Source organism: Nonomuraea sp. NPDC050786 (genome assembly GCF_040654115.1).
GTDB lineage: Bacteria > Actinomycetota > Actinomycetes > Streptosporangiales > Streptosporangiaceae > Nonomuraea.
Window position 1 is genome coordinate 587,630 of the sequence record NZ_JBFAHJ010000001.1, and the last position, 21,045, is coordinate 608,674.

Consider the following 21,045-nt stretch of genomic DNA (forward strand, 5'->3'; position numbering starts at 1 on the left):
TCAGGGCATTGGATCGAGGCCGTGCAGGGGGAAGACCGCATGTCGGGTCGCCATGATCGCACGGTCAATGGGGTCCGCTGGGTCATAACCACCAGACAGGTCACGAAATTCCGGATTGCGACCGTCGGTCATCGTCAGCGGCGGAGTCTCGCCCGTACGTTCCCTGACGAACTGGCGCCAGCTCTGGCTCGTGGGGGTGTCCGGGTCGATCGGGTGGCCCGCCAGCTCGGCGATGAGATGGGTCCACGCCCGCGGCACCACCTGCACCAGCTCGTAACCGCCGCCGCCGGTGGCGATCCACCGGCCGCCGGCCGTCTCGTGGGCCAGGCGGTGCAGGGCGGCGTACGCGGCCCGCTGGCCGTCGACGCTGAGCATCAGGTTGGCCAGGGGGTCGAGCGCGTGGCTGTCACAGCCGTGCTGGGTGACCAGGATCTCCGGCCTGAACTCGCGCAGCAGCGGCGGCACGACCGCGTGGAAGGCCCGCAGCCACCCCGCGTCGCCGGTCCCCGCCGGTAGCGCGACGTTGACGGCCGTGCCCTCCGCGCCGGTCTCCTCGGGGAAGCCGGTGCCGGGGAAGAGCGTGCGGGGGCTCTCATGCAGGCTGATCGTCAGGACCCTGGGGTCGTCGAAGAAGGCCGCCTGCACGCCGTCGCCGTGGTGGACGTCCACGTCCACGTACGCGATGCGGCCCGCCCCCTGCCTCAGCAGCCATGCGATGGCCAGCGCGGGATCGTTGTAGACGCAGAAGCCGCTGGCCGTGGCGGCCATCGCGTGGTGCAGGCCGCCCGCCACGTTGACCGCGTGCTCGGCCGTCCCCTCCCAGACGGAGCGGGCGGCGGCCAGCGACGCGCCGGCGATCAGCGCCGAGGCCTCGTGCACGCCCTTGAACGCGGGGTTGTCCGCGGTGCCCAGCCCGGCGCCGAGGTCGGGCTGCCCGGAGGCGGACACGCGTTTGACGGCCTCGATGTAGCCGGGCCGGTGGACCATGGACAGCTCGGCGTCGGTCGCGGGCACGCAGGCGGCCACCTCGACCTTGTCGAGCACGCCGAGCGCGCGGGCGAGCGCCATGGTCAGCTCCACCCGCACGGGGGCGAGCGGATGGCTCGGGCCGAAGTTGTAGGAGGTGAGAGCGTCGTCCCAGATCACCCGTGCCGACCTGCTCATCCCAGCTCCTCCGTGTGCCCTCGCCTTGCGCCGACGTTACCGCAGCGCAGACCCCCCGCTGTAGGCGGTGATCCGCAAATTTCGTGGCTTAGTGTCTTGGGCGTGCGGCGAACCTTCCTCAAGATCGTGCGCTTCTTCAGTCGCCCCCGGGTCTTCGACACGACGTTGGTGATCGTGTTCACCCTCCCAGCCGTGCTCGCGCTGCCCTTCATGATCGCCGGTGGCGAGGTGAGGGGCGTGCTGACCATGGGGAGCTACCTGGCGGGCATGGCACTCCTGCTCATGCGGCGCCGGCGGCCCCTTCTGACTGCCGCGCTGGTGGCGGCGGTGGACGCCGTGAGCATCGCGACGCAGCTCGTGACGTTCGTCTCCCCGTCCTCAGCCATCGCGCTCTACAGCGTGGGCCGGTACACCGCCGGCCGGACGACCCTGATCACCTCGGCGGGAGCCTACGCCGTCTACGCGACGACCATGGAGCTGTTCTGGCGGGGGCAGGGCGGCTGGCTGGGGGCGGTGTTCGCCGTCTCCGTGCCCGTGGGAACCGGGCTGATCGTCCGGCTGAAGGCCGAGCTGACCGAGCGGAGCAGGCGCGAGGTCGCCGACGCCGCCGTGCGGGCCGAGCGGCGGCGCATCGCCAGGGAGCTGCACGACGTGGTCGCCCACCACATCACCGTCATCAACGCCCTGGTCGGGGGCGCGCGCGCCACGCTGCCGCCCGGGCAGGAGGTCACCAGGGACGCGCTGGAGGGCGCCGAGCAGACCGCCCGCCAGGCCATGTCCGAGATGCGCCACCTGCTCGACGTGCTCAGGGCCGACGGCGGCGAGGGCGCCGACGCCGCGACCGGGGTGGGCGCCGACCGGCTGCCCTCGCTGATCCAGGAGGCGAGGTCGGCGGGGCTGCCGGCCAGCCTGACCGTGGCGGGAGAGCCCGTCGAGCTGCCCGCGACCGTGGACCACGCCGTCTACCGGATCGTGCAGGAGGCGCTGACGAACACCCGCAAGCACGCGCTCAGCGCCAGGGCGAGCGTGCGGCTGACGTACGAGCCCTCGGCCGTGGAGGTCGAGGTGGTGGACGACGGGTCGGCGGCGGGGGGCGTCGCGCCGGGGTTCGGGCTGGGCGGCATGGCCGAACGGGTGGCATTATGCGGCGGCCGGCTCTCGACCGGGCCACGCCCAGAAGGCGGTTTCCGCGTGCACGCCCGCATCCCTCTGGAGACGACGTGATCAAGGTTCTACTGGTGGACGATCATGAGCTGGTCCGCAAGGGATTCAAGCTGATGCTCGACGCGCAGCCCGACCTCGGAGTGGTCGGCGAGGCCGCCGACGGCGCGGAGGCGGTGGAGCTGAGCAGGGCGCTCCGGCCCGACGTGGTGCTGATGGACCTGCACATGCCGGGCCTCGACGGCGTGCGGGCGACCGAGCTGATCACCGCGGAGCTGCCGGAGGTGCGGGTGCTGGCGCTGAGCACGTTCGACCTGGACGAGAACGTGGTCGCGGCGCTCAGGGCGGGCGCCGGCGGGTTCCTGCCCAAGGACGTCTCCCCCGAGGAGCTGATCGAGGGCGTGCGCGTGGTCCACCGGGGCGAGTCGGCCGTCGCGCCGCGCCTGCTGAGCCGGCTGATCGGCACGTTCGTACGGGCCTCCCGCGCCAGACCCGTGCCCGCCGAGCTGGCCGGGCTGACCGAGCGCGAGCGGGAGATCCTCGTGCTCATCGCCCGCGGCCGGTCGAACACCGAGATCGCCGCGGAGCTGTCCGTCTCCCCCTCGACCGTCAAGAACCACGTGACCAGCCTGTTCGCCAAGATCGACGCCAGGGACCGGGCGCAGGCGGTGATCGCGGCCTACGAGGCCGGGCTGATCCGTCCAGGAGAGTAGGACCAGGCTCCTAGATCGCCTGGCCGGAAACGGTCCCCGCGCAGGATGAAACCGGGCACGGCCGACGGCACGCTCAGATCATGACCGCGATCCGCGCAACGAACCTGAGCAAACGCTACGGCGCCACCGCCGCAGTGTCGGACCTGTCGTTCGACGTCAAGCCCGGTCAGGTGACCGGCTTCCTGGGCCCGAACGGAGCCGGCAAATCCACGACCATGCGCATGATCCTCGGCCTCGACCGGCCGTCCGGCGGCTCCGTGCTCGTGGACGGGCGGCCGTACGCGGAGTTGCCGCATCCCCTGCGCAAGGTCGGCGCGCTGCTGGACGCCAAGGCCGTGCACGGCGGACGCAGCGCGTACAACCACCTGCTGGCCATCGCGCAGAGCAACGGCATCCCCGCGACCCGGGTGGACGAGGTGCTGGAGACCGTGGGCCTGCGCGAGGTGCGCAGGCGGCGGGTCGGCGGCTTCTCACTGGGTATGTCGCAGCGGCTGGGCATCGCCGCCGCGCTGCTGGGTGACCCCGAGATCTTGATCTTCGACGAGCCCGTCAACGGGCTCGACCCCGACGGCATCCTGTGGATCCGCACGTTCATGCGGAAGCTGGCGGCCGAGGGCCGCACGGTGTTCGTCTCCAGCCACCTGATGAGCGAGATGGCGCAGACCGCCGACCACCTGATCGTGATCGGCAAGGGGCGGCTCATCGCCGACACGAGCGTGCGGGAGTTCATCGGGCGCAGCTCCCAGGGGTACGTACGGGTCCGCTCGCCCCGGCTGGCCGAGGTGGCGGAGCTGGTCAAGGTGGGCGAGCTCCACCCCGACCACCTGCGCGTGACCGCGATGAGCACGCTCGAGATCGGCACGCTCACCGCTCGCGCCGGGATCCCGCTGGAGGAGCTGACGTTCGTGCAGCCGTCGCTCGAAGCGGCCTACATGGAGCTGACCAAGGACAGCCTGGAGTTCTCGTCATGATCGACATTCTCAGGTCCGAATGGACCAAGATCCGCTCTGTCCGCTCCACGGTGTGGACGCTTGCCGCCACGGTCGTGATGATGATCGGCTTCGGCGCGCTCATCAGCGCCTCCGCCAGAGGCGCGGCCGAGGGGCCGATCCCCGCCGACGACGCGATCAGGATGAGCCTCGGCGGAGCGCTGTTCGCGCAGCTGGCCATGGCCACGCTCGGCGTGCTGGTGATCTCCAGCGAGTACCGCACCGGCGGCATCCGCACCTCGCTCATGGCCGTGCCCAGGCGCATGAGCCTGCTGACGGGCAAGATCGCGGTGTTCACGGCGACCTCGCTGGTCGTCTGCGCGGTCGCGTCGGCCGCCACGGTCGGCCTCGCACTGGCCATCTGCGCGCCGCCTTCGGTGGAGATGGGCCAGGTGGCGCGGTCCGTGCTCGGAGTCGCCTTCTACCTGACCGCGTGCGGCGTGTTCGGGCTCGGGCTCGGCACACTCGTCAGGCACACGCCGGGCGCGATCGTGTCGGCCATCGCGCTGATACTGGTCCTGCCCATGGTGGCGAACCAACTGCCGGGGCAGTGGGGCAAGACCGTGGCCGAGCACTTCACCACCAACGCGGGCATGCTGGTGGTGTCCGGCGAGAGCAACGGCTCCCTGGGCCCGTGGAGCGGGTTCGCGGTCTACCTCGCCTGGATCGCGGTCGCCATGATCGCGGGGGCCGTCCTGATGCAGAGGCGGGATGCGTGAAGGTCACTCGGCGCGGAGGGCGATGACGGGGTCCAGTCTGCCCGCCCTCCGCGCCGGGGCCACGCCGAAGAACACCCCGACGGCCGCCGACACCCCGAACGCGAGCGCGATCGACCACCACGTGATCGACGCGGGCACCTCCGTGAACGCCGCGATGGCCACCGACCCGCCCACCCCGAGCGCGATCCCGATGAACCCGCCGATCGTGGTCAGCAGCACCGCCTCGATGAGGAACTGGGCGAGGATGTCGCGCTGCCTGGCCCCGAGAGCCTTGCGCAGCCCGATCTCGCGGGTGCGCTCGCGCACGCTGACCAGCATGATGTTCGACACCCCGACGCCGCCCACCAGCAGCGAGATGCCCGCGATGGCGGCCAGCACGCCGGTGAGCATGCCGAGCACGCTGCCGATCGTGCCGAGCAGCGCGGTCTGCGTGACCGCCGAGAACTGCTCGCCCGGATACCTCGCCCGCAGCGCCGCCGTCACCCTCTCCGAGAGCGGGTCGATCTCGTCGGGCCCGGACGCGCCGACCGCGAGCCCGTTGATCCGCTCGATCCCGAGCAGCCGCTGGGCCGTCGTCACCGGGATGTGGATCTCCTGGTCGCGCGAGAGCCCGAAGGTCTGCCCCACCTCGGCGTACACGCCCACCACCCGGAACCTGGCCCCGGCCACCGTCACCTGACGCCCGATCGGGTCCAGGTCGCCGAAGAGCCGGTCCGCCACCTGCGACCCCAGCACCGCCACCCTGCGCCGGGTGTCCACGTCGGTCTCGCTCAGCGGGCGCCCCTTGTCCAGGGGACGGTCGAAGATGTTGACGAGGTTCTGGTCGGTGCCGATCACCGTGACGAACGCCTCGACCCTGCCGACGCGTACGGTCTCGCCCGACTGCAGGGAGACCGTCACCTTCGACGGGTCGCCCACCACCCGCCGGACGTAGGCGACGTCGGCCAGGCCGAGCTTGCTCTGCGTGGGGGCCGCGCCCAGGCTGATGCGGCCCGGGACGACGAGGATGATGTTCGTGCCGAGACCCGAGATCTGCTTCTCGATCTCGTCCTTCGCGCCGGTGCCGATGGCCACCAGGATCACCACGGCGAGCACCCCGATGATCACGCCGAGCATGGTCAACGCGCTCCGCAGCCGGTTCACGCGCAGCGCCTCCAGCGCCATCACGAAAGACTCGCTGGATTTCACGCGGTGTCCATCTCGATCAGCCCGTCCCGTACGTGGATCTGGCGCCGCGCGTGGGCGGCGATCTCGGGCTCGTGCGTCACGAGCACCACGGCCACGCCGCCCTCGCCGTTGAGCCGGTCGAGTATGGCCATGACCTCGGTCCCGTTGGCGGTGTCGAGGTTGCCCGTGGGCTCGTCGGCCAGCAGCACCTTGGGTTCGCCGACCAGCGCCCTGGCGATGGCCACGCGCTGCTGCTCCCCGCCGGACATCTGGGACGGCCGGTGCTCCAGGCGGTGGCCGAGCCCGACCGCCTCCAGCGCCGCGCGGGCCCTGGAGCGCCGCTCGGCCCGGCCGACGCCCCGGTAGACCAGCGGCAGCGCCACGTTGTCCAGCGCCGAGGTCCTGGCCAGCAGGTGGAACGACTGGAAGACGAAGCCGATCGTCCGGTTGCGCAGCTCGGCCAGCTCGGTGTCGGACAATCGGGAGATCTCCACGCCGTTGACCCTGAGCACGCCCGAGCTGGGCCGGTCGAGGCAGCCGAGCAGGTGCATGAGCGTCGACTTGCCGGACCCCGACGGGCCGACGATGGCGGCGAACTCGCCCTGGTCGATCCGGAGCGACACGCCCCGCAGCGCCTCCACGGCGACGCCGTCGAGCTGGTACCGCCGGGTGAGGTCCACGGCCTCGATAGCGGGCGTCATGGCAGCCGCTGCCCTTGCCGTACGGAGTCCGCCCCCTTGACCACGATCCGGTCGCCCACGGACAGCCCGCTCAGCACCTCCACCACGGCGTCGCCCTGGGCCCCGAGCTTGACCACGCGCCGCTCGGCCACGCCGTTCCTGATCGCCCAGACGACGCTCTCGCGCCCGCTGGAGACGATGGCCGACGCGGGCGCCGAGACGGCGGACGGCGACTCGCGCACGGTCAGCCGCGTGACGGCGCTCATCCCCGGCTTGGGCGTGGGCGCCTTGGAGCCGTCGTCGAAGGCGCCGGGGCCGAGCGTGAGCCGCACCGGGTAGCTGACCCCGCCCGTGGTGCCCTCCATGGGGGTGACGCCGATGCCGGTCACCACGGCCGTGTACGTGGCGCCGGGCACCGCGTCCAGCTCCACGGCGGCCCGCACCCCCTTCTTGACCAGCAGGACGTCCGTCTCGTCCACGTCGGCGTCCAGGGTGAGCCTGGAGACGTCGGTGACGGTGACGATCGAGTCGCCCGCCGAGACGGGGACGCCCGTCGCGACCGGGCTGCCGGAGGCCGAGCCCGTCGAGGGCACGGCCGGCAGCTGTTGGCCGCCGCCGGGGAGCTGGCTGAGCAGCCCTTCCACGCCGCTCGGCAGCGCGCCCCCGCCCGAGGCGCGGCCGAGCGTGACGACGCCGGCGAACGGCGCCTTGATCGTGAGCGACTTGACCGCGCTCTCCGCCGCCTTGAGCGCGGCCTTGGCCTGCGACGTCGAGGCGGCCTGCAGCGAGGCCATCGAGCCGGCCAGGCCGCTGGTCACGCCGGACAGCATCCCGCTGATAGAGCGGTTGAGCTGCGCGGTGATCGAGGCCAGGGCCCTGGTCTGCGCCTTGTGCTGGGCCTGCGCCAGGTCGATGGCGTTCAGGAGCTGCCTGCGCACCCCGGCGTCCGGGACCTTCCTGGCCTCCTTGCGGGCCTTCGCGAAGTGGGCGGCCACCTTGCGGTCGAACGACCCGGTGTCGAACGACGGCAGCCGCACGGCGGGGGTGGCGAAGCCCACGGGCGTGGCCGCCTTGGACGCCTGGCGGGCCTGCTTGAGCCGGCTCCGGGCCTCGGGCGAACTGATCCTGGCCAGGATCTCGCCCTTGCGCACGTGGTCGCCCTCGCGGACGTACAGCTTGGCGATCGTGCCCTGGGCGGGCGAGCGCAGGGTCGCGGAGGCACGCGCGCCGATGGTGGCGGGGGCCTCGACGACCTCGGTGACCGGGCCCCGCCTGACCTCGCCGACCTGGACGTTCGGCGGTTGCTCCGAGGTGCAGCCGGTCAGTGCGAAAAGGACGAGCAGCGGCGCGATGCCGCGACGTAACGTCACCCGACCCATCGTAGGAGCGGGGCCGTCCGGCCTCTCAGCCGGAGGCGAGCTGGCGCCCCCGGTCGCGGGCGGCCTCGATGGCGGCCAGGAACGCGGCCCGCACGCTGTGCCGTTCGAGCTCGGCGATGGCGGCGATCGTCGTGCCGCCCGGCGAGGTGACGGCCTCGCGCAGGATCACCGGGTGCTCGCCCGAGTCGCGCAGCATCACGGCGGCCCCGACGATGGACTGGATGACCATGTCGAGCGCGGCGGCCCGCGGCATGCCGAGCAGGATGCCCGCGTCGACCATGGCCTCGACCAGGTAGAAGAAGTAGGCGGGGCCGCTGCCGGAGAGCGCGGTGGCGGCGTCCTGCTGGGACTCGGGGATGCGCAGCACCTTGCCGACCGGGCTGAGCAGACCCTCGGTGAGCTCGAGGTGCTCCTCGCCCGCGTGGGCGCCCGCCGAGATCACGCTCATCGCCTCGTCGAACCTGATCGGCGTGTTGGACATCACCCGCACCACGGGCACCTCGACGCCGAGCCGCTGCTCCACGAACGACGTCGTGATGCCGGCCGCGGCCGTGATCACCAGGCGGTCGGCGGGCACGTAGGGGGCGATCTCGGCCAGCAGTGTGGCCATGTCCTGCGGCTTGACGGCCAGGATGAGCGTGTCCGCGACCTTGGCGGCCTCGGAGTTGGAGACGGTGCGCACGCCGTACGTCTCGCGCAGCGCCTGCGCCCGCTCGGGCCTGCGGGTGGTCGCCATGATGTCGTCAGGCTTGAACCCGGCGCGCAGCAGCCCGGACAGCAGGGCCTCGCCCATCTTTCCCGTGCCCAGAATCGCAATCACGCCAGCAGCCTATCGTCGCGACACGAGTGACCTGAGGAAGAAGGCCAGGTTGCGGGGGCGCTCGGCCAGGCGGCGCATGAGGTAGGCGTACCAGTCGGAGCCGTAGGGGACGTAGACGCGCATCCTCGCGCCCTGGCCCGCGAGGCGGAGCTGCTCGTCGGGGCGCACGCCGTAGAGCATCTGGTGCTCGTAGCCGGTCACGTCGCGGCCCTCGAGCACGGCCAGCGTGGAGGCGATGCGGACCATCCTGGGGTCGTGGGTGGCGACCATGGGGTAGGCGGTGCCCGCCATCAGGATCCTCAGGCACCGTACGAATGACAGGTCGATGTCGGCGGGCCTGGTGTAGGCCCCCGGAGCGGTGTACGCGCCCTTGCACAGGCGCACGCGGGCCCCGCCGAGCCGCTCGCAGCGCTCCAGCGCCTCCGGCAGGTACGCCTGCACCACCACCCCCACGTCGGGATGGTCCCCGCGCAGGGCGGCGTGCACGGAGTGGAGCCCGGGGATCGTGTCGTGCTCCTCGGCGTCGAGCGTCACCGTGACGTCCCTGGCCGCGGCGGCCCGGCAGATCGCGGCGGCGTGGTCGAGCGCGAGCCCCTCCGACAGCCGCAGGCCGAGCGCGGTGAGCTTGACCGACACGTCGGCGCCCGCGGGCAGCAGGTCGAGCAGCCGCAGGTATTCGGCGACCGCCGCCTCGGCCTGCGCCTGATCCGTCACCTCCTCGCCCAGATGGTCCACGGTGACGAGCAGCCCCTTGCGGGTCAGCTCGCCGATCACGGCGCCTACGTCGTCCGCGACATAGCGCCTGACCACGTCGGCGGTCAGCCGGGAGGTGGAGATGACGCGCTCGGCGCGTTCGCTCTTGGAGACGGCGAGCAGAGCCTGACGGAGCACGCGAACCACACTAATCTCCGCCGGATGAACCTGGGCGACGCCCCATCCGTCGAATGGGTATGCGTGCAATGACAGCGACTGCACTGGCCGGATGTCTCGTGCTCGCGGCGGGCTGCGGCGCGGCCCCGCCCGCCCAGCGAGCCGCCTCCACCGTTCCGCAGAAGCCACCCGTCGTGGCGAACCCGGTCACCACCACCCCCACGAAGGGACCGGAGGTCGCCAAACCGACCGGCAACGCGATCAACGTCCACAAGGTCCGATGGACCAAGGCCAAGCCGGTGGCCAAGGGCAGACAGATCCAGCTCACCTGGTGGTCCGGCGTCGCCCCGTGCACGGTCCTCGACCGGGTCAAGGTGAAGGAGACGGCCAAACGCGTCACGATCACCCTGTACGAGGGCGCCTCGCCGAAGGCCAGGAACGTGTCGTGCATCATGATCGCGATCGAGAAGACCACGACGGTCAAGCTCAAGAACCCGATCGGCAAAAGGAAGATTGTGGACGGCGCAAAATAGCGTGTCCAAAACCGGACACCCCTGGTGACAAATGATCGGTTCGGAGCGATACATCGATCAAGCACCGAAGGCGCGGGGGCGTCGAGGGTGACGCTGCGCACCACTGGGAGTCCGCTTGAGACGGCTGAGCCGTGCCCTGTCCTCGATCCTGCTCATCTGCGCCGGCCTGGTCGCCCTGGCCGGCCCGAGCGCCCAAGCGCTGCCTGCGGCGTTCCAGCGGCAGACGGTGTTCAGCGGGCTGAACCACCCGACGAACGTCGAGTTCGCCTCGGACGGGCGCGTGTTCGTGGCGGAGAAGAGCGGGCTGATCAAGGTCTTCGACTCCCTCACGGACACGACGCCGGCCACGTACGCGGATTTACGGACGCAGGTGCACAACTTCTGGGACCGCGGCCTGCTCGGGATGGCACTGCACCCGAACTTCCCCGCCGACCCGCGCCTCTACGTCCTGTACGCGTACGACGCCGTGCCCGGCGGTACGGCGCCCCGCTGGGGCACGGCGGGGGCGAGCGACGACCCCTGCCCCACGCCGCCCGGCGCGACCGGCGACGGCTGCCTCATCACGGGACGCCTGTCGGTGATCTCCCCGACCGGCGCGGAGACCCCGCTGATCACCGACTGGTGCCAGCAGCACCCCAGCCACTCCGTGGGCGACCTCCAGTTCGGCCCCGACGGCATGCTGTACGCCACCGCCGGCGACGGCGCCAGCTTCAACTTCGTGGACTACGGCCAGGACAACCTGACCAGCTCCGACGTGACCCCGGACAACCCGTGCGGCGACCCGCCGTCGCCGGTCGGCACCGCGCTGGCGCCGCCCGCCGCGGAGGGCGGCGCGCTGCGCGCGCAGGACGTGCGCACCAGCGGCGACCCGGCCGGGCTCGACGGCACATTGATCCGGATAAATCCGGATACAGGGGCGGCCGCCGCCGGCAACCCGAACGCCGCCAGCTCCGACCCCAACGTCGCCAGGATCGTCGCGAACGGCCTGCGCAACCCCTTCCGCATCACCAACAGGCCCGGCACGCAGGAGCTCTGGCTCGGCGAGGTGGGCTGGAGCACGTACGAGGAGATCAACAGGGTCACCGCCCCGGCCTCGGGCGTCTCGAACTTCGGCTGGCCCTGCTACGAGGGTCCCAGCAGGCAGGGCGGCTACGACAACACCAACCTGACCCTGTGCGAGAACTTCTACGCGGAGGGCGCCTCGGCACACGCCCAGCCGTACTTCTCGTGGAACCACAACTCCCGCCCGGCCCCTAACGACCCGTGCCCGTCGGGCGGCTCGTCGGCCAGCGGCGTGGCGTTCTACGGCGGCGGCGCGTACCCGGACGCGTACGACGGCGCGCTGTTCTTCTCCGACTACAGCCGCCAGTGCGTGTGGGTGATGACCAAGGGCGCGAACGGCCTGCCCGACCCCGCGACCGTCCAGAACTTCGACTCCGGCATGCCCACGACCGAGCTGGAGATCGGCCCGGGCGGCGACCTGTTCGCGGTGGACTACGACCACGGCACGATCGTCCGCTACATCTACGCCAACACCCCGCCGACGGCCGTGATCAACGCGAGCAGCACGTCCGGCACCGCGCCGCTCGCTGTGACGTTCTCGGGCGCCTCCTCCACGGACGCCGACGGCGACCCCCTCACGTACGCCTGGGACCTCGACGGCGACGGCGAGCTGGACGACTCCACCTCCGCCACCCCGTCGTTCACCTACACGCAGCCGGGCTCCTACGCCGTGCGGCTGCGGGTCGGCGACGGCCGGGGCGGCCAGGGCGACGCCTCGGTCACGGTCAACGTGAACAACACCCCGCCCACGGCCACGATCAACACCCCCGCCGCCGCCACGACCTGGGCCGTGGGTCAGACGATCAACTTCTCCGGCACGGGCACGGACGCCCAGGACGGGACGATCCCGGGCACGCGCATGAAGTGGACCCTGATCATGGACCACTGCCCGAGCACGTGCCACGAGCACGAGATCACCACGTTCACCGGCGCGAGCGGCTCCTTCCAGGCGCCTGACCACGAATACCCCTCGCATCTGGAGCTCCGCCTGACGGTGACCGACGCCCAGGGGCTGACGGACACCAAGAGCGTGCTGCTGCAGCCGCGCACGGTGAACCTGACGTTCCAGTCGTCGCCGCCGGGTCTGCAGGTGGGGTTCAACAGCGAGCAGACGACCACGCCGTTCACGCGTACGGTCATCGTCGGGTCGAGCAACTCGATCTCGGCTCCGTCGCCGCAGACGCTGTCGGGCCAGAGCTACTCGTTCGGCTCCTGGTCGGACGGGGGCGCGGCGGTTCACAACGTCGTGGCGCCCGCGACGGCGACCACGTACACGGCGGCCTTCACGCAGACGCCGGCCGACACGGGCCTGGTGGCGGCGTACGGGATGAACGAGGGCACGGGCACCACCGTCGCCGACTCCTCCGGCAAGTCGAACACCGGCACCCTCTCGAACGCCACCTGGAGCAACTCCGGCAAGTACGGCAAGGCGCTCTCCTTCAACGGCACCAGCGCCTACGTCAACATCCCCGACTCCACCACCCTGCGCCTCACCACCGGCATGACCCTCGAAGCCTGGCTCAACCCCGCCACCGCCACCGGCTACCGCACCGCGCTGATCAAACAGCACGCCAGCGGCAACGCCTACGCGCTGTGGGCCAACGCCGACAACAACCGGCCATATGCCGAGATCGTCACCGGCACCGACCAGGGCCTGTCGGGCACCGCGAGCCTGCCGCTCAACACCTGGACCCACGTGACGGCCACCTACGACGGCACGACCCTGCGCCTCTACACCAACGGCACCCAGGTCGCGCAGAAGGCCGTCACCGGCACCATCCGCGGCGACGCCCAACCCCTGCGCATCGGCGGCAGCGCACTCTGGGGCGAATACTTCAACGGCCTCATCGACGACGTCCGCGTCTACAACCGCGCACTCACCCCCACCGAGATCCAGAACGACATGAACACCCCGATCGGCCCGGCCGGCCCGCCCGACACGCAGCCGCCGACGGCGCCGGGCTCGCTCGCCGCGACCGGCGGCCAGGGCAGCGCCCAGCTCTCCTGGACCGCCTCGACGGACAACGTGGGCGTCGTCGGCTACAACGTCCACCGCTCCACCACGGCGGGCTTCACCCCGTCGGGCGCCAACCAGGTCGGCTCGACCGCCGGCACCTCGTTCACGGACTCGGGCGTGCCCGCGGGCACGTACTACTACAAGGTGATCGCCTTCGACGCGGCCAACCTCTCGAGCGCCGCCTCGAACCAGGCCACCGCCACCGTCACCGCGCCGCCGCCGAACACGGGTCTCGTGGCGGCGTACGGGATGAACGAGGGCACCGGCACCACCGTCGCCGACTCCTCCGGCAAGTCGAACACCGGCACCCTCTCGAACGCCACCTGGAGCAACTCCGGCAAGTACGGCAAGGCGCTCTCCTTCAACGGCACCAACGCCTACGTCAACATCCCCGACTCCACCACCCTGCGCCTCACCACCGGCATGACCCTCGAAGCCTGGCTCAACCCCGCCACCGCCACCGGCTACCGCACCGCGCTGATCAAACAGCACGCCAGCGGCAACGCCTACGCGCTGTGGGCCAACGCCGACAACAACCAGCCCTACACCGAGATCGTCACCGGCACCGACCAAGGACTCCTCGGCACCGCGAGCCTGCCCGTGAACACCTGGACCCATCTCACCGCCACCTACGACGGCGCCACCCTGCGCCTCTACACCAACGGCACCCAAGTGGCGCAGAAGGCCGTCACCGGCACCATCCGCGGCGACACCCAACCCCTGCGCATCGGCGGCAGCGCACTCTGGGGCGAATACTTCAACGGCCTCATCGACGACGTCCGCGTCTACAACCGCGCACTCACCCCCACCGAGATCCAGAACGACATGAACGCGCCCGTCAGCTGAGAGACCGCCCACCCACGTGGACCCCGGCGCGCGCCCACCGCGCCGGGGTCCGCTCCTGTCCAGGAACCTTCCCGGAAGTCGCAGCCGTTGGAGGGAATGCCGGCGCGCTCACTAGGGTTGAGTCGAGTAGGCTCAAGTCGTTTGACAAAGCCGACTGGCATTCGTAGCTTGAGTCCAGCAGACTCAACTTTGACTACAAGGACGTACTCATGGCACGTGCGGTAGGTATCGACCTGGGGACGACCAACTCTGTCGTCTCGATCCTCGAGGGCGGTGAGCCCACCGTCATCGCCAACGCGCAGGGCTCGCGGACCACGCCGTCCGTGGTCGCCTTCGCGAAGAACGGCGAGGTCCTCGTCGGTGAGGTCGCCAAGCGGCAGGCCGTCACCAATGTGGACCGGACGATCCGCTCAGTCAAGCGGGAGATGGGCACCAACTGGTCCCAGGAGATCGACGGCAAGAAGTTCTCGCCCCAGCAGATCAGCGCCTTCGTCCTGCAGAAGCTCAAGCAGGACGCGGAGGCCTACCTCGGCGAGAAGATCACCGACGCGGTGATCACCGTCCCCGCCTACTTCAACGACGCCCAGCGGCAGGCCACCAAGGAGGCCGGCACGATCGCGGGCCTCAACGTGCTCCGCATCATCAACGAGCCGACCGCGGCGGCCCTCGCCTACGGGCTCGACAAGGAGCAGGACCAGACCATCCTGGTCTTCGACCTCGGTGGCGGCACCTTCGACGTGTCGCTGCTCGACGTCGGCCAGGAGGACGGCCACGGCTTCGTCGAGGTCAAGGCGACCTCCGGTGACAACCACCTCGGTGGTGACGACTGGGACCAGCGCATCGTCGACGAGCTCGTCAAGCGCTTCCAGAACGCGCACGGCGTCGACCTGTCCAAGGACAAGATGGCGCTCCAGCGCCTGCGCGAGGCGGCCGAGAAGGCCAAGATCGAGCTGTCCAGCCAGTCCGAGACCAACATCAACCTGCCCTACATCACGGCCTCGTCCGAGGGCCCGCTGCACCTCGACGAGAAGCTGACCCGCTCCGAGTTCCAGCGGCTGACGGCCGATCTGCTCGAGCGGACCAAGGGCCCGTTCCACCAGGTCATCAAGGACGCCGGCATCAAGGTCTCCGACATCGCCCACGTGGTGCTCGTCGGTGGCTCGACCCGGATGCCCGCCGTGACCGAGCTGGTCAGGGAGCTGACCGGCGGCAAGGAGCCCAACAAGGGCGTCAACCCGGACGAGGTCGTCGCCATCGGCGCCGCCCTGCAGGCCGGTGTGCTCAAGGGTGAGGTCAAGGACGTCCTGCTGCTCGACGTGACCCCGCTGTCGCTGGGCATCGAGACCAAGGGCGGCATCTTCACCAAGATCATCGAGCGCAACACGACGATCCCGACCAAGCGCTCCGAGGTCTTCACCACGGCCGAGGACAACCAGCCGTCGGTGCAGATCCAGGTCTTCCAGGGTGAGCGCGAGATCGCCTCCTACAACAAGAAGCTGGCGACGTTCGAGCTGACCGGCATCGCGCCGGCCCCGCGCGGCATCCCGCAGATCGAGGTCACCTTCGACATCGACGCCAACGGCATCGTCAACGTCTCCGCCAAGGACCTGGGCACGGGCAAGGAGCAGTCGATGACGATCACCGGCGGCTCCGCGCTGCCGAAGGACGACATCGAGCGCATGATGCGCGAGGCCGAGTCGTACGCCGAGGAGGACAAGAAGCGCCGCGAGGAGGCCGAGGTCCGCAACAACGCGGACGGGCTCGCCTACCAGACGGAGAAGTTCCTCCGCGAGAACGACGACAAGGTCCCCGGCGACATCAAGACCGAGGTCAACGACGCCCTGTCCGAGCTGAAGAAGGCTCTGGAGGGCACCGACACCGACGTCATCCGCACCTCGGCCGAGAAGCTCGCCACCGTCAGCCAGAAGATGGGTTCGGCGATCTACGCCGCGAGCCAGGGCCAGCAGGCCGGTGGCGAGGGCGCCCCGCAGGACGCCGCGGCCGGTCAGGGCCAGAAGGCCGATGACGACGTGGTCGAGGCCGAGATCGTCGACGAAGACCAGCCGAAGAAGGACCAGTGATGCCGCCGCGTGAAAACGGGCAAGAGCAGCCGGTGATCCGCGACAACCGCAAGATCGACCCGGAGACGGGGCAGGCCAGGGAGGCCTCCGCCGCCGAGCAGGCGGCAGAGCAGCCGCCCGCGGCGGCTCCCGCCAACGGCGAGCTGGAGGCCCAGCTCGCCGAGCGGACCGCCGACCTGCAGCGACTCCAGGCCGAATACGTGAACTACCGCAGGCGGGTCGAGCGCGACCGGGCCGCGGTCAGGGAGCAGGCGGTCGCGGGCGCGCTGGCGGATCTGCTGCCCGTGCTCGATGACATCGGCAGGGCCCGCGACCACGGCGAGCTGACCGGTGGCTTCGCGAAGGTGGCGGAGTCGCTGGAGTCGGCGCTCACCAAGCTGGGCCTCAGCTCCTTCGGGCAGAAGGGCGAGCCGTTCGACCCGACCGTCCACGAGGCGCTGATGCACAGCTACTCGCCGGACGTGACGGAGCCCACCGCGATCGAGGTGCTGCAGCCCGGATACCGATTGGGTGACCGGGTGCTGCGCCCGGCGCGGGTGGCCGTCGCTGAGCCCGGGGACGCCACTCCCGCGTCCAATGACGACGACGAAAACTGACACGAGGACGAAGGGCCGTAGATGAGCACCAAGGACTACCTGGAGAAGGACTACTACGCCGTCCTTGGTGTGCCCAAGACCGCCACCGCCGAAGAGATCAAGAAGGCTTACCGGAAGCTGGCCAGGCAGTACCACCCCGACAGCAACCAGGGCGACCCGACCAAAGAGGCCAAGTTCAAGGAGGTCTCCGAGGCGTACGACGTCCTGTCCGACACCAAGCGCCGCAAGGAGTACGACGAGGCGCGGACGCTGTTCGGATCCGGGGTGGGCGGCCAGCGTCCCGGCGGTGGCGGTTTCTCGTTCGACTTCGGCGACCTGTTCGGCGGCACCGGGCAGGGCACCGGCGGCGGTGCGGGCGAGCGGCTCGGCGACCTGTTCGGCGGGCTGTTCAACCGGGGGGGCGCCGGCGCCGGCCGCACCACCACCACGACCAGGCCGAGGCGCGGCCAGGACGTCGAGTCCGAGGTCACGCTGACGTTCACCGAAGCGGCCGAGGGCACTACCGTGTCGCTCAGGCTGACCAGTTCGGCCGCCTGCGCCGCGTGCACCGGCACCGGCGCCAGGGCGGGCACGACCCCCAGGGTCTGCCCCACCTGTGAGGGCACCGGCGCGGCCAGCCGAAACCTGGGCAACTTCGCCTTCTCCGAGCCCTGCCGCGACTGCAAGGGCCGCGGGCTGATCGTGGACGACCCCTGCCCCGTGTGCGAGGGCAGCGGCCGGGCCAAGAGCACCCGCACCATCCAGGCCCGCATCCCCGCCGGCGTCGCCGACGGTCAGCGGGTCAAGCTCAAGGCCAAGGGGGCGCCGGGCGAGAACGGCGGTCCCGCAGGCGACCTCTACATCCTGACGCACGTCAAGCCGCACCCCGTCTTCGGCAGGTCGGGCGAGAACCTGACGATCACCGTGCCGGTGACCTTCACCGAGGCCGCGCTCGGCGCGGAGATCAAGGTGCCCATCCTCAAGGGCCTGCCGGTCACGCTGCGCATCCCCGCGGGCACGCCCAACGGGCGCACGTTCCGCGTGCGCGGCAGGGGTGTCACCCGCAAGGACGGCACCAAGGGCGACCTGCTCGCCACCGTCGAGGTCGTGGTACCGAAGACGCTCGACGACAAGTCACGCGAGCTCCTCAGCGAGTTCAACACCGCGACCGCGGGTGAGGACCCGCGCGCTGAGCTGATTCAGCGAGCCAGAAGCGAGTAGCCGATGGACGCCAACTACTTCGACCTGTCAGACGACACACCCGTCTATGTGATCTCGGTGGCCGCGCAGCTGTCGGGGCTGCACCCGCAGACCCTGCGCCAGTACGACCGGCTCGGCCTGGTCAGCCCAGGCCGCACGGCGGGGCGCGGCCGCCTCTACTCCACAAGAGACATCATCCAGCTCCGCGAGGTGCAGCGGCTCTCCCAGGAGGAGGGCATCAACCTCGCGGGCATCAAGCGGATCCTCGAGCTCGAGAACGAAGCTCTGCGGCTGCGTGAGGAGGTTCACCGCCTGCGCGCCGAGATGCGCATGGTCAGAGCGCTGATCCGCTACGAGCTGCCACCGGGGGCCTAGGAAGAATGGACTACAAGCTCACCCAGAAGAGCCAGGAAGCGCTCTCGGGTGCCATGCGGCGTGCCGCCGCGGAGGGCAACCCCGAGATCGCCCCGGTTCACCTGCTGACCACCCTGCTCTCCCAGACGGGCGGCACCGCCGTGCCGCTGCTCGAGGCCGTCGGCGCCGACTGGCGCACGCTGCGGGCCCGCACGGAGGAACTCCTCACGGCTCTCCCCAAGGCGCAGGGCGCGACGGTGGGGGCGCCGTCGAGCTCGCGCCAGCTGCTCACGGTGCTCAACACCGCCGCCCAGCGCGCCAACCAGCTCGAAGACCTCTACGTCTCGACTGAGCACCTGCTGGTCGGTCTGGCCGCCGACGGCGGCCAGGCAGCCGAGCTGCTCAAGTCGCAGGGCGCGACGCCGCAGGCGCTGCTCGACGCCTTCGAGAAGGTACGCGGGCACGCGCGCGTCACCAGCGAGACCCCTGAGGACACCTACCAGGCGCTGGAGAAGTACGGCGTCGACCTGACCGAGCGGGCCCGCTCCGGCAAGCTCGACCCGGTCATCGGCCGCGACTCCGAGATCCGCCGCGTCGTCCAGGTGCTCAGCCGGCGCACCAAGAACAACCCCGTCCTCATCGGCGAGCCCGGCGTCGGCAAGACCGCGGTGGTCGAGGGCCTGGCCCAGCGCATCGTGGCCGGCGACGTGCCCGAGTCGCTGCGCAACAAGCGGCTGATCTCGCTCGACCTGGGCGCGATGGTGGCCGGCGCGAAATACCGCGGCGAGTTCGAGGAGCGGCTCAAGGCCGTGCTCTCCGAGATCAAGGAGAGCGACGGGCAGATCGTGACGTTCATCGACGAGCTGCACACCGTGGTCGGCGCGGGCGCCGCCGAGGGCGCGATGGACGCGGGCAACATGCTCAAGCCGATGCTGGCCCGCGGCGAGCTGCGCATGATCGGCGCGACCACGCTCGACGAGTACCGCGAGCGCATCGAGAAGGACCCGGCGCTCGAGCGGCGCTTCCAGCAGGTCTACGTGGGCGAGCCCACGGTCGAGGACACCATCGCGATCCTGCGCGGGCTGAAGAGCCGCTACGAGGCCCACCACCAGGTGCAGATCGCCGACAGCGCGCTGGTGGCCGCCGCCGCGCTGTCCGACCGCTACATCACCAGCCGCTTCCTCCCCGACAAGGCCATCGACCTGGTCGACGAGGCCGCCTCGCGGCTGCGCATGGAGATCGACTCCCGTCCCGTGGAGATCGACCAGCTCCAGCGCGGCGTCGACCGGCTGAAGATGGAGGAGCTGGCCCTGTCCAAGGAGACCGACGACGCCTCCGTGCAACGGCTCGAACGCCTCCGCCAGGAGCTGGCCGACCGTCAGGAGGAGCTGAACGCCCTCGTCGGCCGCTGGGAGCACGAGAAGTCCGGGCTCAACAAGGTCGGCGAGCTGAAGAAGCAGCTCGACGAGGCGCGGAGCGCCGCCGAGCGGGCGCAGCGCGACGGCGACTTCGAGACCGCGTCCAGGCTCATGTACGCCGAGGTGCCTCAGCTGGAGCAGGCGCTGAAGGCCGCCTCCGACGCCGCGCCGCTGGACAACGCCATGGTCAAGGAGGAGGTGGGCGCCGACGACATCGCCGAGGTGATCTCGTCGTGGACCGGCATCCCCGCCGGGCGCCTCCTGGAGGCTGAGACGGCCAAACTGCTGCGCATGGAGGATGAGCTGGGCAAGCGGCTGATCGGGCAGCAGCAGGCCGTACAGGCCGTTTCCGACGCCGTACGCCGGAGCCGGGCCGGCATCGCCGACATCGACCGGCCGACGGGCTCGTTCCTCTTCCTCGGGCCAACCGGTGTGGGCAAGACCGAGCTGGCCAAGGCGCTGGCGGAGTTCCTGTTCGACGACGAGCGGGCGATGACCCGGATCGACATGAGCGAATACTCCGAGAAGCACAGCGTGGCCAGGCTCGTCGGCGCGCCTCCCGGCTACGTCGGCTACGAGGAGGGCGGCCAGCTCACCGAGGCCGTCAGGCGGCGTCCGTACACCGTGGTGCTGCTGGACGAGGTGGAGAAGGCCCACCCCGAGGTCTTCGACATCCTCCTCCAGGTGCTCGACGACGGGCGGCTGACCGACGGGCAGGGGCGCACGGTCGACTTCCGCAACACGATCCTGATCCTCACCTCCAACATCGGGTCGCAGTTCCTCATCGACCCCCAGCTGGAGAACGGCGCCAAGCGGGACGCTGTCATGGCGGCGGTGCGGAGCTCGTTCAAGCCGGAGTTCCTCAACCGGCTCGACGACGTGATCCTCTTCGACGCCCTGGGCACGGAGGAGCTGGCACAGATCGTCGACCTGCAGGTCGAGCGGCTGGCGCGGCGCCTGGCCGAGCGCCGGCTGACGCTGGAGGTCACGCCCGCGGCCCGCGAGTGGCTGGCGCTGACGGGCTACGACCCGCTGTACGGCGCCCGCCCGCTGCGCCGCCTGGTCCAGTCGGCCATCGGCGACAAGCTGGCCAAGGCGGTGCTGTCCGGGGAGGTCGTGGACGGCGACAAGGTCAAGGTGGAGCTGGGGGACGACGAGCTCCTCATCCAGCGCGCCTGACCACCCGGCGGGAGCCCGGGACCCACGCGGTCTCGGGCTCCTCGCGTGTCATGGCTCGGTCATCCCCGCTGGTCTTCGGGTAAGGTCCGGCCCACTCTTCGGACAAGCCGCACTCCTG

Annotated in this window: 16 protein-coding genes and 1 pseudogene; 11 read left to right on the plus strand and 6 right to left on the minus strand. The window is 70.7% G+C overall.

The window, feature by feature from the left end:
- Nucleotides 1–1,164, minus strand: coding sequence for an acetoin utilization protein AcuC (locus AB0H84_RS03080; RefSeq protein WP_357597249.1), 1,164 nt, complete (start codon nt 1,162–1,164; stop codon nt 1–3).
- 102 nt (nt 1,165–1,266) lie between these two features.
- Between AB0H84_RS03080 and AB0H84_RS03085 the strand changes: the two genes are divergently transcribed.
- The 4 genes from AB0H84_RS03085 (at nt 1,267) to AB0H84_RS03100 (ending at nt 4,746) form a co-directional block, all read left to right on the plus strand.
- A complete protein-coding gene (locus AB0H84_RS03085; RefSeq protein ID WP_357597252.1) occupies nt 1,267–2,388 on the plus strand; it encodes a histidine kinase in 1,122 nt (373 codons plus the stop codon).
- Nucleotides 2,385–3,038, plus strand: coding sequence for a response regulator transcription factor (locus tag AB0H84_RS03090; RefSeq protein WP_357597255.1), 654 nt, complete (start codon nt 2,385–2,387; stop codon nt 3,036–3,038). Before AB0H84_RS03085 ends, AB0H84_RS03090 begins: the two co-directional genes overlap by 4 nt.
- Nucleotides 3,039–3,118: 80 nt before the next feature.
- The gene (locus AB0H84_RS03095; RefSeq protein ID WP_357597258.1) at nt 3,119–4,009 is read left to right on the plus strand and encodes an ATP-binding cassette domain-containing protein; all 891 of its coding nucleotides are present in this window, start codon (nt 3,119–3,121) and stop codon (nt 4,007–4,009) included.
- Nucleotides 4,006–4,746 (plus strand): ABC transporter permease subunit, encoded by a 741-nt coding sequence (locus tag AB0H84_RS03100; protein ID WP_357597261.1) that lies wholly within the window; start codon nt 4,006–4,008, stop codon nt 4,744–4,746. The genes AB0H84_RS03095 and AB0H84_RS03100 overlap by 4 nt, the downstream gene beginning before the upstream one ends.
- A gap of 3 nt (nt 4,747–4,749) precedes the next feature.
- On the opposite strand, the gene AB0H84_RS03105 is transcribed toward AB0H84_RS03100, so the two are convergent.
- From AB0H84_RS03105 to AB0H84_RS03125, 5 genes are read right to left on the minus strand one after another with little or no spacing between them, the layout of a single operon-like run.
- A complete protein-coding gene (locus tag AB0H84_RS03105; protein ID WP_357597264.1) occupies nt 4,750–5,934 on the minus strand; it encodes an ABC transporter permease in 1,185 nt (394 codons plus the stop codon).
- A complete protein-coding gene (locus tag AB0H84_RS03110; protein ID WP_357597267.1) occupies nt 5,931–6,614 on the minus strand; it encodes an ABC transporter ATP-binding protein in 684 nt (227 codons plus the stop codon). The genes AB0H84_RS03105 and AB0H84_RS03110 overlap by 4 nt, the downstream gene beginning before the upstream one ends.
- Entirely contained in the window at nt 6,611–7,963 is a 1,353-nt protein-coding gene (locus AB0H84_RS03115; protein ID WP_357597270.1) for an HlyD family efflux transporter periplasmic adaptor subunit, read from the minus strand. Before AB0H84_RS03115 ends, AB0H84_RS03110 begins: the two co-directional genes overlap by 4 nt.
- 34 nt (nt 7,964–7,997) lie before the next feature.
- Entirely contained in the window at nt 7,998–8,792 is a 795-nt protein-coding gene (gene proC / locus AB0H84_RS03120) for a pyrroline-5-carboxylate reductase (protein WP_357597273.1), read from the minus strand.
- A gap of 9 nt (nt 8,793–8,801) precedes the next feature.
- Nucleotides 8,802–9,683, minus strand: coding sequence for a proline dehydrogenase family protein (locus AB0H84_RS03125; protein ID WP_357597276.1), 882 nt, complete (start codon nt 9,681–9,683; stop codon nt 8,802–8,804).
- A gap of 68 nt (nt 9,684–9,751) precedes the next feature.
- On the opposite strand from AB0H84_RS03125, the gene AB0H84_RS03130 reads away from it, so the two are divergent.
- The 7 genes and pseudogenes from AB0H84_RS03130 to clpB all read left to right on the plus strand — a co-directional run bounded on the left by AB0H84_RS03130 (nt 9,752) and on the right by clpB (nt 20,927).
- Nucleotides 9,752–10,195 (plus strand): hypothetical protein, encoded by a 444-nt coding sequence (locus tag AB0H84_RS03130; protein WP_357597278.1) that lies wholly within the window; start codon nt 9,752–9,754, stop codon nt 10,193–10,195.
- A gap of 115 nt (nt 10,196–10,310) precedes the next feature.
- A complete protein-coding gene (locus AB0H84_RS03135; RefSeq protein WP_357597281.1) occupies nt 10,311–14,120 on the plus strand; it encodes a LamG-like jellyroll fold domain-containing protein in 3,810 nt (1,269 codons plus the stop codon).
- A 209-nt stretch (nt 14,121–14,329) separates the two neighbouring features.
- Entirely contained in the window at nt 14,330–16,201 is a 1,872-nt protein-coding gene (dnaK, locus tag AB0H84_RS03140; RefSeq protein WP_357597284.1) for a molecular chaperone DnaK, read from the plus strand.
- The gene (gene grpE / locus AB0H84_RS03145) at nt 16,201–16,797 is read left to right on the plus strand and encodes a nucleotide exchange factor GrpE (protein ID WP_357597287.1); all 597 of its coding nucleotides are present in this window, start codon (nt 16,201–16,203) and stop codon (nt 16,795–16,797) included. The genes dnaK and grpE overlap by 1 nt, the downstream gene beginning before the upstream one ends.
- A gap of 21 nt (nt 16,798–16,818) precedes the next feature.
- Nucleotides 16,819–17,997, plus strand: coding sequence for a molecular chaperone DnaJ (dnaJ, locus tag AB0H84_RS03150; protein WP_357597290.1), 1,179 nt, complete (start codon nt 16,819–16,821; stop codon nt 17,995–17,997).
- Between the two features lie 3 nt (nt 17,998–18,000).
- Nucleotides 18,001–18,282, plus strand: a pseudogene (locus AB0H84_RS03155) (helix-turn-helix transcriptional regulator); the annotation flags it as partial.
- Nucleotides 18,283–18,356: 74 nt separating this feature from the next.
- Entirely contained in the window at nt 18,357–20,927 is a 2,571-nt protein-coding gene (clpB, locus tag AB0H84_RS03160) for an ATP-dependent chaperone ClpB (protein ID WP_357597293.1), read from the plus strand.
- The last annotated feature ends 118 nt before the right edge of the window (nt 20,928–21,045 follow it).

Coding starts and splice junctions, on each gene's coding strand:
- AB0H84_RS03080 (WP_357597249.1), bottom strand. CDS start 1,164: ATGAGCAGGTCGGCACGGGTGATCTGGGACGACGCTCTCACCTCCTAC.
- AB0H84_RS03095 (WP_357597258.1), top strand. CDS start 3,119: ATGACCGCGATCCGCGCAACGAACCTGAGCAAACGCTACGGCGCCACC.
- AB0H84_RS03100 (WP_357597261.1), top strand. CDS start 4,006: ATGATCGACATTCTCAGGTCCGAATGGACCAAGATCCGCTCTGTCCGC.
- AB0H84_RS03110 (WP_357597267.1), bottom strand. CDS start 6,614: ATGACGCCCGCTATCGAGGCCGTGGACCTCACCCGGCGGTACCAGCTC.
- AB0H84_RS03130 (WP_357597278.1), top strand. CDS start 9,752: ATGACAGCGACTGCACTGGCCGGATGTCTCGTGCTCGCGGCGGGCTGC.
- dnaK (WP_357597284.1), top strand. CDS start 14,330: ATGGCACGTGCGGTAGGTATCGACCTGGGGACGACCAACTCTGTCGTC.
- grpE (WP_357597287.1), top strand. CDS start 16,201: ATGCCGCCGCGTGAAAACGGGCAAGAGCAGCCGGTGATCCGCGACAAC.
- dnaJ (WP_357597290.1), top strand. CDS start 16,819: ATGAGCACCAAGGACTACCTGGAGAAGGACTACTACGCCGTCCTTGGT.
- clpB (WP_357597293.1), top strand. CDS start 18,357: ATGGACTACAAGCTCACCCAGAAGAGCCAGGAAGCGCTCTCGGGTGCC.